Below are 18,700 nucleotides of genomic sequence, written 5' to 3' on the forward strand. Positions count from 1 at the left end.
ACTTGAAGCACTAGACCATGTAGATGGCCTCGCAAATAATAATTTGAGTTTCGACTTACCGGTTTACGCGGTCGATAGCGATGGCGATGACTCGTTGGTGTCTCAACTTAACGTGACCATTGGTGATGATGTTCAAATCATGCAAGGTGGTACGTTAGATATCACTGAACCAAATCTTGCAGACGGCACAGTGACAACCAATACCATCGATGTGATGCCAGAACAAAGTGCCGATGGTGCGACGATCACTCAGTTTACGTATGACGGTCAAGTTCGAACACTGGATCAAACGGACACAGGCGAGCAGCAATTTAGCTTCACAGAGGGTGAGTTGTTCATCACTCTTGAAGGTGAAGTACGCTTCGAACCAAATCGCAATCTAGACCACACGGTTAGCGAAGATATCGTCAAGTCGATAGTGGTGACCTCAAGCGATTTAGATAACGATGTGGTGACGTCAACGGTCACTCTGACCATTACTGACGGTGATATCCCAACCATTGATGCGGTGCCAAGTGTCACTTTCTCTGAAACGAATCTTGCAGATGGTTCTTCACCAAGCGGCAGTGCAGTAAGCCAAACAGAGACGATTACCTTCACCAATCAAAGTGATGATGTTGCGAGTTTCCGTATTGAGCCAACCGAGTTCAATGTGGGCGGTGCACTTAAATCGAATGGATTTGCGGTCGAGATAAAAGAAGATTCGGCTAATCCGGGTACTTACATTGGCTTTATTACCAACGGTTCGGGCGCTGAAATCCCAGTGTTTACGATTGCTTTCTCTACGAGCTCATTGGGTGAATACACCTTTACTCTGCTTGAAGCGTTAGACCATGTAGATGGTTTAGATAAGAACGATCTGAGCTTCGATCTGCCTGTTTATGCGGTCGATACGGACGGCGATGATTCATTGGTGTCTCAGCTAAACGTGACCATCGGTGATGATGTCCAAATCATGCAAGACGGTACGTTAGATATCATCGAGCCAAATCTTGCAGACGGCACAATAACAACCAACACCATTGATGTGATGCCAAACCAAAGTGCTGATGGTGCGACGATCACTCAGTTTACTTATGACGGTCAGCTAAGAACGCTTGATCAAAATGACACTGGTGAACAGCAGTTCAGCTTCACAGAAGGCGAGTTGTTTATCACCCTTGAAGGTGAAGTGCGCTTTGAACCTAATCGCGATCTAGACCATTCCGTTAGCGAAGACATCGTGAAGTCGATAGTAGTGACTTCAAGCGACTTCGATAACGATCCGGTGACTTCAGCCATTACGCTGACCATTACTGATGGTGATAATCCGACTATCGATTCGGTACCGAGCGTTGTACTTGAAGAAGCTGATTTAACTGATGGCTCATCGCCAAGTGGCAGCGCGGTTAGTCAAACGGAAACCATCACTTTCACTAATCAAAGTGACGATGTTGAGAAATTCCGTTTAGAACCAAGTGAATTTAATACTAACAACGCGCTCAAGTCCGATGGCTTGATCATTGAGATTCGAGAGGAACCAACAGGATCCGGCAATTATATTGGTTTCACGACCGATATTTCGAATGTCGAAACCACTGTGTTTACACTCGATTTCAGCAGTACCACTTTGGGTGAGTACACCTTCACGCTTCTGGAAGCGATTGACCACACGCCTGTTCAAGGCAATAACGATCTAACATTCAACTTGCCAGTCTACGCGGTTGATAGCGACGGTGATGATTCGCTAATGTCGCCACTGGCTGTAACTATCACTGATGATATTCAAGTGATGGTTAATGACTCTCTCACAATTGAAGAGCCAACGGTTGCAGATTTGGCAGCAGGTACTCCGACGACAGCTTCCGTTAATGTACTTGATGAAGAAGGTGCTGATGGCACGACCATTACTCAGTTCACTTATGATGGTGGGGCGGTATTAACGCTTGATCAAAACGATACAGGTGAGCAGAAGTTCGTGGTTGCTGATGGGGCATTATATATCACTCTGCAAGGCGATATTCGTTTCGAACCAAGTCGTAACCTTGACCATACTGGTGGCGATATCGTGAAGTCGATAGTCGTAACTTCAAGTGATTCCGATAGCGATCTTGTGTCTTCAACGGTAACGCTAACCATTACTGATGGCGATATCCCAACCATTGACACAGTGCCAAGCGTTACGCTGGCAGAAACGAATCTGAGTGATGGCTCTGCACCAAGCGGCAGCGCGGTTAGCTCAACTCAAACCATCACTTACACCACTCAAAGTGATGATGTAACCAGCTTCCGTATTGAACCGACTGAGTTCAATGTTGGCGGTGCTCTCACATCAAATGGATTGGCGGTCGAACTGAAAGCTGACCCAACTACACCGGGTGGCTACATCGGTTTTGTGACTGATGGTTCGAACGTTGAAACTAACGTGTTTACGATTAGCTTCTCGGATACCAATTTAGGTCAATACACCTTCACCCTGCTTGAAGCGTTGGATCATGTAGATGGCTTAGTGAAGAATGATCTGACTTTTGATCTTCCTGTTTATGCGGTTGATAGCGATGGTGATGATTCACTGGTGTCTCAACTGAATGTGACCATTGGTGATGATGTACAGGTCATGCAAAACCAAGTGCTTAATATTATTGAGCCAACGGTTGCTGATTTGGCTGCAGGTACTCCGACGACAGCCACTGTTGATGTGATGCCTAGCCAAAGTGCCGATGGCGCGACAATCACTCAGTTTACTTACGATGGCGGGGCGGCAATAACACTCGACCAAAACGACACCGGTGAACAGAAGTTTGTATTTACTGAAGGTTCACTGTTCATCACCTTGCAAGGTGAAGTGCGTTTCGAGCCAAATCGCAATCTAAACCACACAGCGAGCGAAGACATCGTGAAGTCGATTGTGGTGACTTCAAGCGATTTAGATAACGATGTACTGACGTCAACGGTCACTCTGACTATTACTGATGGTGATATCCCAACCATTGATGCAGTGCCAAGCGTTACTCTGTCTGAAACTAATCTTAGTGACGGCTCAGCGCCAAGCGGCAGTGCTGTAAGTCAAACAGAGACGATTACCTTCACCAATCAAAGTGATGATGTGGCGAGTTTCCGTATTGAGCCAACAGAGTTCAATGTGGGCGGTGCACTGAAATCGAATGGATTTGCGGTTGAGATAAAAGAAGATTCGGCTAATCCGGGTACTTATATCGGTTTTATTACCGATGGTTCGAATACTGACGTTCCTGTCTTCAGCTTAAGCTTCTCCGGTACTACGTTAGGTGAATACACCTTCACACTGCTTGAAGCATTAGACCATGCCGATGGCTTAGATAACAACGTGCTGACCTTCGACTTGCCAGTTTATGCCGTCGACTCAGATGGCGATGACTCATTGGTGTCTCAGCTTAATGTGAATATTGGTGATGACGTCCAAATCATGGCGAATGGTACGCTGGATATTACCGAGCCGAATTTAGCTGACGGTACGGTGACGACCAATACCATTGATGTAATGACGGCGCAAAGTGCCGATGGCGCAGTGATTACCCAGTTCACTTATGACGGTGGTACCGCTCAAACTCTAGATCCAACAATCACAGGTGAGCAGAAATTTACGTTCACTGAGGGTGATGTGTTCGTCACCATCGAAGGTCACGTGCGCTTTGAGCCAAACCGTGATTTAGACCACGAAGATGGCGATATCGTTAAATCTCTCGTCTTTACGTCAAGCGATGGCGATATCGATGTTGAAACGGCCACTGTCACACTGACGATTATTGATGGTGATATCCCAACGATTGAATCGGTGCCAAGCATCGCGCTTGCTGAAGCAGATTTAGCGGATGGCTCGTCACCAATCATGGGTGCGGTGAGTCAAACAGAAACCATCTCATTCACGAATCAAAGCGATGATGTTGAGAAATTCCGTTTAGAGCCAAGTGAGTTCAACAGTGATGACTCATTGAAATCCGATGGTCTGCCAATTGATCTGAAAGAAGATCCGACAGGCTCAGGTAACTATGTTGGTTTTACAACTAGTGCCTCGAATGTAGAAACACAGATTTTCACATTAAGCTTTAGCGCTGCGACTCTGGGGCAATATACCTTTACGCTGTTGGAGAATATCGACCACGAGGATGGTCGTGGCAATAACGACTTCACGTTTGAACTACCAGTTTACGCGGTTGATACCGACGGTGATGATTCTTTAATGTCACCTCTGTCAGTCACTATTACCGATGATGTTCAAGTGATGGCTAGTGGCGATCTGACGATTGAAGAGCCTACTGTCGCCGACTTAGCTGCAGGTACGCCAACGACATCCGTTTTCGATGTATTAACATTCGCGAGTGCCGATGGCGCGAGCGTGACTCAATTTACCTATGACGGCACCGCTTACTCTCTAGACCCGAATGATGCGACCGAGCAAGAGTTTACCTTCACCGAAGGCTCACTGTTTATTACGACTCAAGGGGAAGTGCGCTTTGAGCCGAACCGAGATTTAGACCACTCAGCAGGCGATATTGTTAAAAATATCGTTGTGACATCAAGCGATGGCGATGATGACGTTCTTACCTCGACAGTGACGCTTACGATTACGGACGGCGATGTCCCAACCATAGATGTCATTCCACCAATCTCACTATCTGAAACGAATCTAACCGATGGCTCTGATCCGTCGAATTCTGCGGTCAGCGACACCAAAGTCATTCAGTATACTCATGAGAGTGACGATGTTGAGTCGTTCCGTATCGAGCCAACAGAGTTCAATACTCTAGGTACGTTAACGTCAAACAACTTGGCGGTTCAGCTAAAAGAAGATCCTAACAGTGCTGGCGATTATATCGGTTTTGTTAAAGACACGTCGGATGTTGAAACCAACGTCTTTACCATTAGCTTCTCGGATACAAATCTAGGTCAATACACATTTACGTTACTTGAAGCACTAGACCATGTAGATGGCCTCGCAAATAATAATTTGAGTTTCGACTTACCGGTTTACGCGGTCGATAGCGATGGCGATGACTCGTTGGTGTCTCAACTTAACGTGACCATTGGTGATGATGTCCAAATCATGCAAAACGGCACATTAGATATCGTTGAACCGAATGTTGCTGATTTGGCTGGTGGTACTGTAACAACCAATACCATCGATGTGATGCCAGAACAAAGTGCCGATGGCGCGACGATCACTCAATTTACGTATGATGGTCAAACTCGAACATTGGATCAAACTGACAATGGTGAGCAGCAATTTAGCTTCACAGAAGGTGAGTTGTTTATCACTCTTGAAGGTGAAGTGCGTTTTGAGCCAAATCGTAATTTAGACCACACAACGAGCGAAGACATCGTGAAGTCGATTGTGGTGACTTCAAGTGACTTCGATAACGATCCCGTGACAGCAACGGTTACGCTGACGATTACCGATGGTGATATCCCAACCATCGATGCCGTGCCAAGCGTTACTCTATCTGAAACTAACCTTAGCGATGGCTCTAGCCCGAGCGGTAGCGCAGTAAGTCAAACCGAGACGATTACTTTCACTAACCAAAGTGATGATGTGACGAGTTTCCGCATTGAACCAACTGAGTTTAATGTCGGTGGTGTACTGAAATCGAATGGGTTTGCGGTCGAGATAAAAGAAGATTCTGCTAATCCGGGCACTTACATAGGCTTTATTACCAACGGTTCGAGCGCTGAAGTCCCCGTGTTTACCATTAGCTTCTCTTCAGCCACGTTAGGTGAATACACTTTCACTCTACTTGAAGCGCTAGACCATGTTGCTGGCCTAGCGAACAATGATCTGAGCTTTGATCTGCCTGTTTATGCGGTAGACAGTGATGGTGATGATTCACTGGTATCGCAGCTTAATGTAACGATTGATGATGATGTTCAAATCATGCAAGGTGGTGCGCTCAATATTACCGAGCCGACCGTCGCTGATTTAGCGGCTGGTACACCGACCACGGCTACTTTTGATGTCATGCCAAACCAAAGTGCTGACGGCGCGACCATCACTCAGTTCACTTATGATGGCGTCGTAAACACCCTCGATCAAAATATTGCAGGCGAACAGCAGTTTATCTTCGCAGAAGGCAAACTGTACATTACCCTCGAAGGTGAAGTTCGCTTTGAGCCTAATCGAGATCTTGACCATACGGCCGGCGATATTGTTAAGTCGATAGTGGTGACCTCAAGCGATTTCGACAAAGACTCAGTCACGTCAACCGTTACGTTAACGATCACCGATGGTGATATTCCAACCATTGATGTTATTCCAACGGTTAGCTTATCTGAAACGAACCTGACGGATGGTTCAGCCCCAAGTGGCAGTGCGGTAAGTCAAACCGAAACCATCACCTTCACTAATCAAAGTGATGATGTGGTCCGCTTCCGCCTTGAACCAACAGAGTTCAATACCAATGATGCACTCACATCGAATGGTTTAGCTGTTGAATTACGTGAAGATCCGCAAGGGTCGGGCAACTACATCGGATTTACAACCAGCTCGTCGAATGCGGTAACCACAGTATTTACGTTGAGTTTTTCTGGGACAACCTTAGGTGAATACACCTTTACCTTAATCGAAGCCTTGGATCATCAAGATGCACGTGGCAACAACGACCTGAGTTTTGATCTGCCTGTGTATGCGGTGGATAGTGACGGCGACGATTCGTTAGTCTCTCAGCTTGGCGTGACTATTGGTGATGATGTGCAGTTGATGCAAGGCGGCACAATAACCAGTCGTGAGCCTGCTGGAGTCGTCGAAACATCGAATACTCTGGACGTGATGCCAAATCAGAGCGCAGATGGAGCAAAAATCACTTCATTTGTGTTTGATGGAAACAGTGCAGAAAGCCTTGATCTCAATGTGAATGGCGAGCAAGAGTTTGTGTTCACTGAAGGTTCTGTATTTATTACCACAGAAGGTGAGATACGATTCGAGCCTGTGCGAAATCAAGATCACACGAGTGGTGATATTACTAAGACGATTGTTGTTACATCTACTGACCTTGATGGTGATATCGTCTCATCTACCGTGACATTGAAGATTACCGATGGTGATCTTCCAACGATCGATTTGGTCCCTGGAATTACGCTCTCAGAAGTGGATCTCGCTGATGGTTCTTCGCCAACCGGCAATCCAGTGGCGATGACTCAAGTTATTACCTATTCAGAGGGTAGTGACGATGTTAGTTATTTCAGAATTGACCCTGCTCAGTTCAATACTTCGGGGGCTTTGAAGTCGAATGGATTAGAGGTTGAGATTAAAGAGCAGCCAGCGAATTCTGGTAATTACATTGGCTTCGTCAAGGACGGTTCTAACGTCGAAACCAACGTCTTCACGATCAGTTTCTCGACAACCAATCTAGGGCAATATACGTTCACACTGCTTGAAGCGTTAGACCATACAGATGGATTACAAAACAATACTCTAAGTTTCGATGTCCCTGTTTTAGCGGTTGATACCGATGGTGATGATTCTGCAATGTCGCCAATGACCGTGGTGATCACCGATGATGTACAAGGCGTTCAAGATGGGGCGTTAAGTATCACTGAGCCTTCACTTGCTGATATAGCAGCAGGTACGCCAACCACGCCAACAATCGACGTTATGCCGACACAGAGTGCTGATGGCGCGAAAGTGACTCAGTTTATCTACGATGGTGGCACGGCTGTTACGTTAGACCCAACTGTGTCTACAGAACAAGTTTTTACCGTAACCGATGGCTTACTGTACATCACGATTGAAGGTGAGGTGCGCTTTGAACCAAGTAGAAATCTAGACCATTCATCTGGCGATATCGTGAGAACGATAGTCGTGACGACCAGTGATTTTGATAACGATACCGATACCGCGGATGTCACGTTGACGATCAAAGACGGAATTGATCCGGTTATCGATGTAGTGCCAGATATTAACCTATCGGAAGTTGGTCTTACTGATGGCTCTATGCCGAGTGGTTCAGCGGTTAGCTCGACACAAACGATCACTTATACCGTGGGTAGTGATGATTTAAGCCACTTTAGAATTGCAACCAACGAGTTCAATCCTGGCGACCTACTCAAATCAAATGGTCTTGTTGTTCAGTTAAAAGAAGATCCTGCTTCACCTGGCGACTACATCGGGTTTACTGATGACGGGGCCGGTAACGTAACTAATGTATTCACCATTGATTTTGATAGCGTTAATAAAGGGCAGTTCACCTTCACTTTGATTGAGGCGTTAGATCACCTTGATGGTGATCTTAATAACAGCCTCAACTTCAACCTGCCTGTTTACGCCGTTGATACCGATGGTGATGATTCGGTTAAACGCGATGTCATGGTAACGATACAAGATGACATTCAACAGATGCAAGATGGCACGTTAAGCATCACAGAGCCAAATACTGGCACACCAACCACTGCTACTGTTGATGTAATGCCTACACCAAGTGCTGATGGGACGACCATTACTCAGTTTACTTTTGGTGGCGGTTCAGCGATCACCTTGGATCAAACTAACAATGGCGAGCAAGAGTTTACCTTCACTGAAGGCTCATTGTTTGTCACGCTAAGCGGTGATGTAAGGTTCGAACCAAACCGAAATCTAGATCATTCTGCGGGCGACATTGTTAAGTCGATTGTGTTTACGTCTTCTGACTTTGATAAAGATACCTTTTCATCAACAGTCACGCTTACGATTGTTGATGGCGATGGACCAACAATCAACGTTGTGCCAAGTGTCAGCTTGTCGGAAAGCTTACTTGCGGATGGTTCGACACCTAGCGGAACGCCTGTCAGTGTGACTCAGACTATCACCTCGCTAGCGAGCAGTGATGACATTGGAAAAATAGTCGTTGAAGCTGGGCTGTTCAATACCAACGGCGTGTTGAAGTCTGATGGCCTTGAATTGAGTTTACGTGAGGAGCCTGCGGGTTCTGGCGACTACATTGCGTTTACGACGGATGGTTCGGGTGGTGAGAAAATCATATTCACCCTAGATTTTGATGATACTAATCCTAGCCAGTATACCTTTACGCTGCTTGAGCGTTTGGATCACGTTGATGGCTTAGGAAGCAACGATCTGAGTTTTGATCTTTCTGTTTACGCGCAAGACACCGATGGCGATATTTCAGCGTCTAAACCGCTTTCAGTAACCATTACCGATGATGTCCAGTTAATGAAGTCTGGTGCGCTTAGCATCACTGAACCAAGCACGGGCACACCTACCACAACGACATTTGATGTGATGCCTGCGCAAAGTGCTGATGGCGCCACCATAACCAAATTTACTTATGGTAGTCAGCCTGAAGAGTCTCTGGTGCAAACCAACACTGGTGAGCAAGAGTTTGTATTTACGGAAGGTTCGTTGTTTATCACGCTTGAAGGTGATGTGCGCTTTGAGCCTAATCGAAACCTGAATCATTCTGGTGGTGATATCGTTAAGACGATTACCGTGACATCAGAAGATAAAGACGGTGATATTGTTACTTCGACCGTGACATTGACGATTTCAGATGGTGCTCCACCGGTAATTGATACTGTACCAACGGTTGCATTGGAAGAAGCGAATCTCGTGGATGGTTCATCTCCGAGCTTACCTGTGAGCCAAACTGAAACCATTGCTTTCACAGCGGGAAGTGATGATGTGAGCTATTTCCGTATTGATACCACTCAGTTCAACACGTCTGGTGATTTGAAATCGGATGGCCTAGTGGTTCAGCTTAAAGAAGATCCAGCCAACAGCGGAACCTATATTGGTTTCGTTGAGAGTGGGGGTGTTCAAACGGATATCTTTACCATCACTTTTAATAGTGTAGTGCTAGGCGAATACACCTTCACTTTGTTGGAAGAGCTCGATCATCTGCCTGTGCAAGGCAACAACGATCAAGTATTCACTCTGCCAGTGATCGCGGTCGACCAAGACAATACCGACTCTGTGATGAAACCTTTGACCGTTACTATCACCGATGATGTGCCTGTCATTACCGATACGACAGCGACCAGCACATTTGTGGTTGATGAAGATGATCTCGGCTCTGCGATTTCTCAAGCAACAGGTGCATTTGTTACCACAGAAGGTGCAGACCAAGTAGAGGTTTACGAACTGCGTAATATCTCTGCGCTTGAAGCGACATTGACCTCTGGAACTGAAGCGATTTCTATTACAGAAGTCACAGGTGCCGCCAACACAACGACCTATCAAGGTACGACGACAAGTGGAACTCCTATCTTCACGCTCGCGCTAGCGAATGACGGCTCTTATACGTTTACGTTGCTAGGTCCTCTAAACCACCCAACAAGCCCGAATTCCAATACCTTAACGATTCCATTTGATGTCGTTGCGGTTGATGGTGACGGTGATGATTCTAACCAATATGTATTGCCAATCGAGGTGCTAGACGATGCGCCAGTAATGAGTGCGCCGACGGGTGAAACGGTTGTCGATGAAGACGATCTTACTGGTATTGGTTCCGATCAATCTGAAGACACCATTATTAATGGCCTGTTCACTGTCGATGAAGGCGCGGATGGTGTTGTGAAGTATGAACTGGTTGATGAAGATTTGGTTCTGACTGGCTTAACCTCCAACGGAGAAAGTTTAGAGTGGCTTGCTGTTTCACAAAGCGGCACAACATTTACTTACGTTGCTCAAACTGCAACGAGTAATGAAGCTGTGTTTGAGATTATTTTCGATACCTCGGATAACAGCTATCAGTTTGAATTGTTTAAACCACTTAAGCACCCTGATGGCGCGAATGAAAACGCAATTGACCTTAACTTTTCTGTTGTTGCAGAAGATTTTGATCAAGACCAATCAAACGCGATCGATTTGAAAATCACGGTGACTGATGATGTTCCATTGGTGACAACTCAATCGATCACACGAATTGAAGGCCAGGGCTATGGTAATTCCAAAGTTGACATGTTTGCTAATGCGACGGATGTCGGCGCGGATGGCGCGGTACTGAGTCGAATTGAGGGCATTACCAGTAATGGTGCAGATATTGTTTTCCGTACAGGAAACAGCGGGCCGTACAGCAGCAGTTTCGATTTAAATAGCGGTAGTCAACAAGTACGAGTGTACGAACAAACCGACGATGGTAGTGGTGGCGTGGACACCCGTGAGCTAGGGCGTTTGCGTATCAACTCAAATGGCGAGGTTGAATTTAGAGCTAACGGCTATCTCGATCATGACGGCCTAGACACCATCGATTTTTCGATTAATGTGATTGCGACGGATGGCGATTTAGATACCTCTGAAACACCGTTAGATATAACGATTACTGATAGGGACTCTACAAGAATCGCTCTGAAAGTGACGACCTTCGAGGATGCGGGTAGAGACTCAACCATACCTTATGCAACAGGCGATGAGCCGGCTCTTGAGAATATTCAAGATAACCAAAATGGTTTGCCTAATGCGCCAGCTCAAGTTGCGCTGCAAGTTAGTCTGTATGACCAAGATAACGCTGAATCTATTGGCCAGTTGACGATTAAAAGCCCGAACGGAGGTGATAGTCATCAAGGTACTTTTTATTACTTTGATGGTGCTGACTACATTGAATTAGTGCCTGAGTCAAATGGGAGCATTATATTTGGTCCTCCTCAACTCGAACAAAGCTTTGCTCCAAATCCGAATGAGCCAAGACAAACTATTGCGACGATAGACAACTTGTTCTTTGTTCCGGACCAACACGCTAGTTCGGATGAAACTGGTGGGCGCGTTCGTTATGAGCTAGAAATTGAGAAAAATGGCAATACGGATCACACCGTTAACTCAAACTTCAGAATCGAGATTGAAGCGGTAGCGGATATTGCAACGTGGGATGACGCCAACAGTACTTATCAGTATCAAGTGAATGAAGATGAAGACAATGTTACGTTGCAGCTGAATGCTGAATCGCAAGATAACAGTAATACTGAGACGATTACCTATGAACTTGAAGCGATTCAGGGTGATGGGAAGTTTGAGTTACTTGATCAAAATGGCAATGTGTTAACGCCTGTTAATGGTGTTTATATCATCGCATCTGCTGATATCAATAGCACAGTCGTTAACCCAATCGACAACTTCTCTGGACAAATTGAGTTCAAAGCGACGGCAATTACGGAAGAGACGCTTAACCCATACGATGACTCAGCGAACGGCGGGTTAGACAAAACGACCGCTCGCTCTGTTGAGCAAAATATTATCATTGATGTGACTGCCGACGCGGATCCTGGTTCATTCAGTGTTAACAGGATTCGTATTAACGAAGACAATATTGATGACCCAGACTACCTAGGTCCTCTGGACAACAAAGATGCCTTCACGCTAGACGAAGTCATCACAATGAACGGCTCAGTGGACACTGATGGTTCAGAAGAGCTATTTGTTCGTATCAGTAATATTACCGAAGGGGCGGTGCTTTATTTCCTTGGAACTACGACCCCAGTTCCTACAATCACCATTAACGGTATTGATTATCAGGAAGTGGCGTATTCCGATCTCGCCAACGTAGAGATTGTTCCGACTAAACACAGCAATGTCGATTTTACTTTTGATGTAACCGGTGTGGTTAAAGACACTGCGAACCTCTCTACTGGTGCACAAGTTGATGAAGAAATCCTAGGAACTAAAACGGTTAACGTTGAGGTTAAAGGGGTTGCAGATATTCCTTATGGCGGTACAAACGGTTCGGCTTGGACAGCAATCACCGATGGCACAACACCTGGTGTTCAAACCACGATCCAAGAGAGCCAGAATGGAGACAGCTACGCCGAGCTTGATTTCACCGTGTTGTCGGGAGAGAGAAGACCTGATCCTGCAGCAGTAGATCAAACCCCATTACCTGACGATGGTTCAGAATCCATAACCGTTATCCTCTCGGGTATTCCTGATGGCGTTATTCTGGAAGACGGTGACGGTACCATTATTGACCTTAACTTTGTCGGTTACGAAACCGGTCCGGGTGGTAGCCCCGATCTTTCTAAACCTATCTACGAAGCGAACATCACTGACGCAGTTAAAACCTCAGGAATCCGCATCAGACCTGTCGATTCTTCAACAGAGAACATTCACATTCAGGGTAAAGTGATCGTGACTGAGAATGACGGTCATACGCTTACGTTTGACCAAGAAGTGCGAGTGTTGGTCGAACCTAGAATCGATACCTCAGCGACGTACAGCACAGTCACTAATGGCGATGAAGATACGGCGATCAGTATTGATTGGCACCCAGAGGGTACTGATTATATTGATGATGATGAGCATTTCACTTCTATTGTGATCAGTGCCATTCCGACAGATGTTGAAAGTGTTGTGGTTAATGGCGATGTAACTTGGGTTTACGATGCTTCAGCAGGCACTTTAACCATTACGCCGAAGAGTGGACAGACGGCAGAAGAGTTTACTCAAATTGCACTGAACAATAATTTTATTCAGATCACACCTGAACAAGACTCGAGCACCGACTTTACGCTTAATACGGTTGTCATGATCGAAGAGCGAGATCATGAGTATGTTGATGCGACTGATCCTGGTCAGGGCATCGCTACCGCGACAATCACGGGCTCGATTGATGTTATCGTACGTCCAGTCGTTGAGCCGAAAGACGCTAGCAACAAGCTTATCGTCGATGATGTGCTGGGTACTGGAGCACTAGCAACCGTAGTTGCTGATGCAAACACTGGCGTGCTTAAGTTCACAACCAACAGCGATAATACATCGGTTACGGATGAGTTCGTCATTCGATATCAAGAAACAGATGCTTCGTCCGCTATCGAAGAAGTTGACCAGTTAGTTATTGAATTAACAAACGTGGACGGTTCGGAGCTATCAGATGCTGTACTCAATCAACTGCTCGTTATTGGCGCTGCTTATGAAGGCAATGGGCGCTGGGTTGTAACGAATGAAGACATATTTAGCATCAGTGCATCGAACGGCCTTGTTCTTCCTTCAGGAAACAGCGGGGCAGGAGGGTTCAATGACATCAAGATGGATATCTTTAGCACGGTAATAGACCGAGGTGATGGTGCTGAGGTTGAGTCATCTACGGCCGCTCGTAGGGACGGAGAAGTCACTCTGTCATTCCCTCAAGTGGTGGCTGGGAGTACTAAGGTTGCAGCCGATATTGATATAACACCAGACAGTGTTGTTGATGCGATTGAGGACACCCAGTTAGATCTAGGTACGGCATTGAATGGTTTAATTACTTTCTCGGGCGAAGATGACTCAACTGATCAAGTGACCATCATTATTGATGACAGTGTGACCATTAATCCAGGAGCGGTGAACGAAGTCACCTTCCCAATTAGTTTATCGGGAAGCAGCGACCTAGACTTTGTTAATGGCAAATATGTATTCCAGACTACCGTCGATCAAGGGGTCTCGACCGACCTCTCTGGACTACTGCTTAACTTACCAGCCGACTACTCCGGCGACTTTAGGTTGCCGTTGACGATAGTAACTAAAGACGTATTGTCGGGGGATGAGAAAACTCTAGTGACAGAAGTAGTCATTAAAGTTGCTCCTGATGTTGAAGGTAACCCAGATATTGACGTTACTGTCGTTGGTTCGCTTGACGATTCGTTTAACCCTGTCGATACCGACGGTCAAGCAGGGCAAGATCCAGTCGGCTACGAAGATACCTATATCCAACTTGATTTCAGCTCGACCATTGATGACCAAGTAAGCGGAGTTGAAGGTGGTGACGAAAAATTCACCTCTATCACACTGACGTTAAATGACACGAGTGTTGGGGCTTTCTATACCAGCGCAGGGGTATCGCTTGGCACATCGGTGACCTTTAATGAAGCTGAGATTAATGCAGGCGCGTTGGATAATGTACTATTCCGACCGGCGTTAAATTACCCAACAGATAATGACGTAAATCAGGTGCAAGTGAATGTCAGCGGGACGATTACCGATACTGCTACATACAATGATGCAGCTTCGCCAACTGGCAGCGCGACTGATACCGATACTTTCTCTACCAATGTCAGTTTTGAAGTCGTTCCTGTGGTGGATGACGTGTCTGTCACTGGCCCGGGTAGCGATCCTGATGTTATCGAGATTACGGGTACTGAGGACCAGCTGATTTCTTTGTCGGGCACAGGGCCTGTATCGATTGCACTGACTGACCTTGATGGCTCAGAACAGTTTGTGTCGATTAAGTTTACAGATGTACCTGATGGCTTCCAGATGCGTGCAGATGCTGGTTCGGCATACACGGTGAAGAATAATGGTGGTGGTGAGTGGAGTGTTCAACTACCTCAAGCATCAGGGTTATCGTTCGACTTGAGTGAGATTTCGATTTTACCGCCTAAGGACTTCAGTGGTACGGCTGAATTTGGTGTTGCCGTATTTACTCAAGAATCTTTGTTGGGTGTGCCTACTGCAGCATCAAATCTGCCAAGCTTTAAGCTGCATGTGGTACCTGTGGGTGATGATGTTGATACTAATCCAACAGATTCTGTGACAGGTAACGAAGGTCAAAACATTGATATCGAAATCAATGCGACGATTTTGGATAAAGAGCTATCTGCAACGGGCAACGGCACTTATACCGAGAATGCACCAGAGACACTTCGAGTAGAAGTTGCGGGCGTTCCTCAAGATGCCTCTATCTATTATCCAGACGGCACAACCTTGGCTAGTTATGATCCAGTTACGCAGCTTTGGACACTTGATGTTCCTGCACAGTCGCTCGATAAGATCGTATTCAATTCAGGTGAACACAATAGCGATACGGGTAATGTATTAGGCATTAATGGCCCGCTGCAGATTACCGTTCGCTCTGTGGATACTGACGCTGATAACACCGAATATTTGGGGACGCCAACCAGCTTCGATGTTGAGCTGGTGATTGATCCTATTAACGATCAACCGATCTTTGTGAACGTAACGAATATTGAAACATCGGAAGACATTAGTGTTGCTATCGACAACTTTAGTATCTACGACGTTGATGCTAACTTTGATAATCCAGACGCTCCGTATGTTCTTACGTTGCAAGTCGATCAAACACTTCCGGGAGCGCAAGGTGTGTTTGAGTTTACGAGCTCACCTGACGTGACGTTTGTATTGCAACCTGGTGGCTCATTGGTGATTACCGGTAAAGAAGCCGACATCAATACCGCATTGACTAATGGAGCCGTGACTTTCAAACCAGACCCAGACCAGAACTATCTCAACCAGAGTGGTTTAGTCACGATTAATGCAACACTCGATGACGGCGGTAATAATGGCTTGATTGATGCGGGTGATCCGAATACAGCACAGACCAACCAAACTACTTTCACCATTAAAGTAACGGAAGTGAATGACGCTCCTGTGGCAACTGATGTTGATTTAGGTTCGATTGCTGAAGATGGTCAAATAGTGATTGTGGAAGGAGACTTGATTTCAGTAAGTTCTGACATTGAAAACCATAACCTGACGGTTACGGGTGTAACCCTGACTCAAGGACAAGGCCAATTAACGCGCTTTGAAAACGCAGGTGGCGCCGATAACGCGGCGATTACCGGACCATTCTGGCTGTTCGTTGCAGATAATGATTTCAACGGTGATGTGAAATTCAACTATTCCATTATCGATGATGGCACAACCAATGGTGTGGATGATTTCTTGACCGATAGCGCTGAAATTAGCCTCATCGTAACGGAAGTGAATGATGCACCTGTCGCGACAGACGTTGATTTAGGTTCGATTGCAGAAGATGGTCAAATCGTCATTGTTGAAGGGGATTTAATTGCAGCAAGCTCTGACCCAGAAAACCACAACTTAACAGTAACTGGTGTAACTCTGACTCAGGGACAAGGCCAACTAACCCGCTTTGAAAATGCAGGTGGCGCCGATGACGCGGCGATTACCGGACCATTCTGGCTATTTGTAGCGGACAACGACTTTAACGGTGACGTTAAATTCAATTACTCAATTACTGATGACGGTACAACTAATGGCGCGGATGACTTCCTAACCGACAGTGCTGAAATTAGTCTTGAAGTAACGGAAGTGAATGACGCTCCTGTAGCAACGGACATCGACTTAGGCAACATCCTTGAAGAAGGTCAGTTGATCATCAAAGAGGGCGATTTAATTGCTGCGACGAGCGATCCGGAAAACGACACGATTACCGTGACTAATCTGGCGCTCGATGAAGGCCAAGGTCAACTACAACGCTTCGAGAACGTAGGTGGTGCTGATGATGCTACGATCACTGGCCCATACTGGGTATTTACGGCAGCTGATGAATACAACGGCAACGTTAAGTTTACCTATACCGTAGAGGATGATGGTACAACCAACGGCGCTAATGACTTCCTAACGGATACAGCGGAGATCACCGCGATTGTCGATGGAGTGAACGATACACCGGTCGTTAATGGTGACAGTGTCACTACGGTTATTGACGAGGATGCTGGTCAACTGTTGAGTGGTATCAATGTCAGTGACCCTGATTATGTAGATACATTTTCTGATGATCTGATGACCGTCACGCTGACGGTGGATTACGGTACATTGAATGTATCACTTCCAGCAGTGACGACGGTTGTTGTTAACGGCAACAACACGGGTTCAGTCATCTTAGTGGGGACATTGAGTGACCTGAATGCGTTGATTGATACGCCAACCAGTCCAAATGGTGTTTTCCTTGATGCGAGCCTGTCTCCAACCAATAGCATTGGATTAGAAGTTGTTGCCAAAGACAGCGGCAACCCTTCAGGTATTGCGATAGAGACAGCACCTGTGGTTTACAACATCGCGGTGACGCCAGTGGCGAATGCACCAACCCTGTCTATCGATAGTGCGACTAACTACGTGAGAAACATTACTGCGAGTCAGTCTGTGAGTGCGAGTGGCATTCCTTTAGTTGGGATTATCGCAGCCTTAACGGACATTACAGAAGAGCTAACGCTGCATATCAGTGATGTACCTGCTGGCGCTCAAATCACCAGTGCTGCGGGTTCTGTGACGGATCTTGGCGGTGGTGTTTGGGTAGCAACGGCAGATGCAATTGAAAGCTTGCAAGCGGTTGGGCTTTCTCAAACTCCAGGTAACTACACACTGAAAGTCGAGGCGGTTTCTGAAGAGACTGACAACAACGATACAGCAACCTCTGCATCGATTGACCTTAACTTGAACATTGTGTCTAACGCAGTTGATATTAACTTGGCTTCGGAAACCGATGATGTTCAGTTACTGGCTGGTGCTAATGCGACTGACTTAACGGGTGGTTCAGGGAATGATCGACTTGAAGGTGGCGCAGGTGACGATACGCTTGTTGGCGGTGACGGTAACGACACCCTGATTGGCGGCGGAGGCTCAGACATTCTGACTGGTGGTGATGGTATGGACTCGTTCGTATGGCTTAACATCGAAGATGGTGTTGAAGATACGATTACCGACTTTGATTTGTCGGAAGGGGACAGCATTGACTTGAGAGAAGTGTTGCCGGAGCTTAAAAATACATCTCCAGACATGACCGCGTTGCTAAAACAGATAGACGCGAAAGTGGACGGGGATGATATTGAGCTTACGATCAACCCGGATGGCTTAGGTACTACGGAACAGGTGATTGTGGTTGAAGACCTTGCGCCAAAGCTAACCTTAAGTAGCACCATGCCTTCGGATATTTTGGATGCGTTAGTGCAACAAAATGTCATCACTCACGGTTAACGCTAAATTGGAGGCTAGCTATTAGAATCTAACGATTAAACTAAAAGCGAACCATTAAACCAT

The 18,700-nt window shown here is 46.2% G+C and carries 1 protein-coding gene; it reads left to right on the top strand.

The features are described from left to right. Positions 1–18,637: cadherin-like domain-containing protein (locus AB4185_RS14600; protein WP_372135603.1), on the top strand; the 18,637-nt coding region annotated here is incomplete at its 5' end. Positions 18,638–18,700: the final 63 nt, after the last annotated feature.

Source organism: Vibrio sp. 10N.286.48.F5 (assembly GCF_041469785.1).
Lineage (GTDB): Bacteria > Pseudomonadota > Gammaproteobacteria > Enterobacterales > Vibrionaceae > Vibrio > Vibrio crassostreae_C.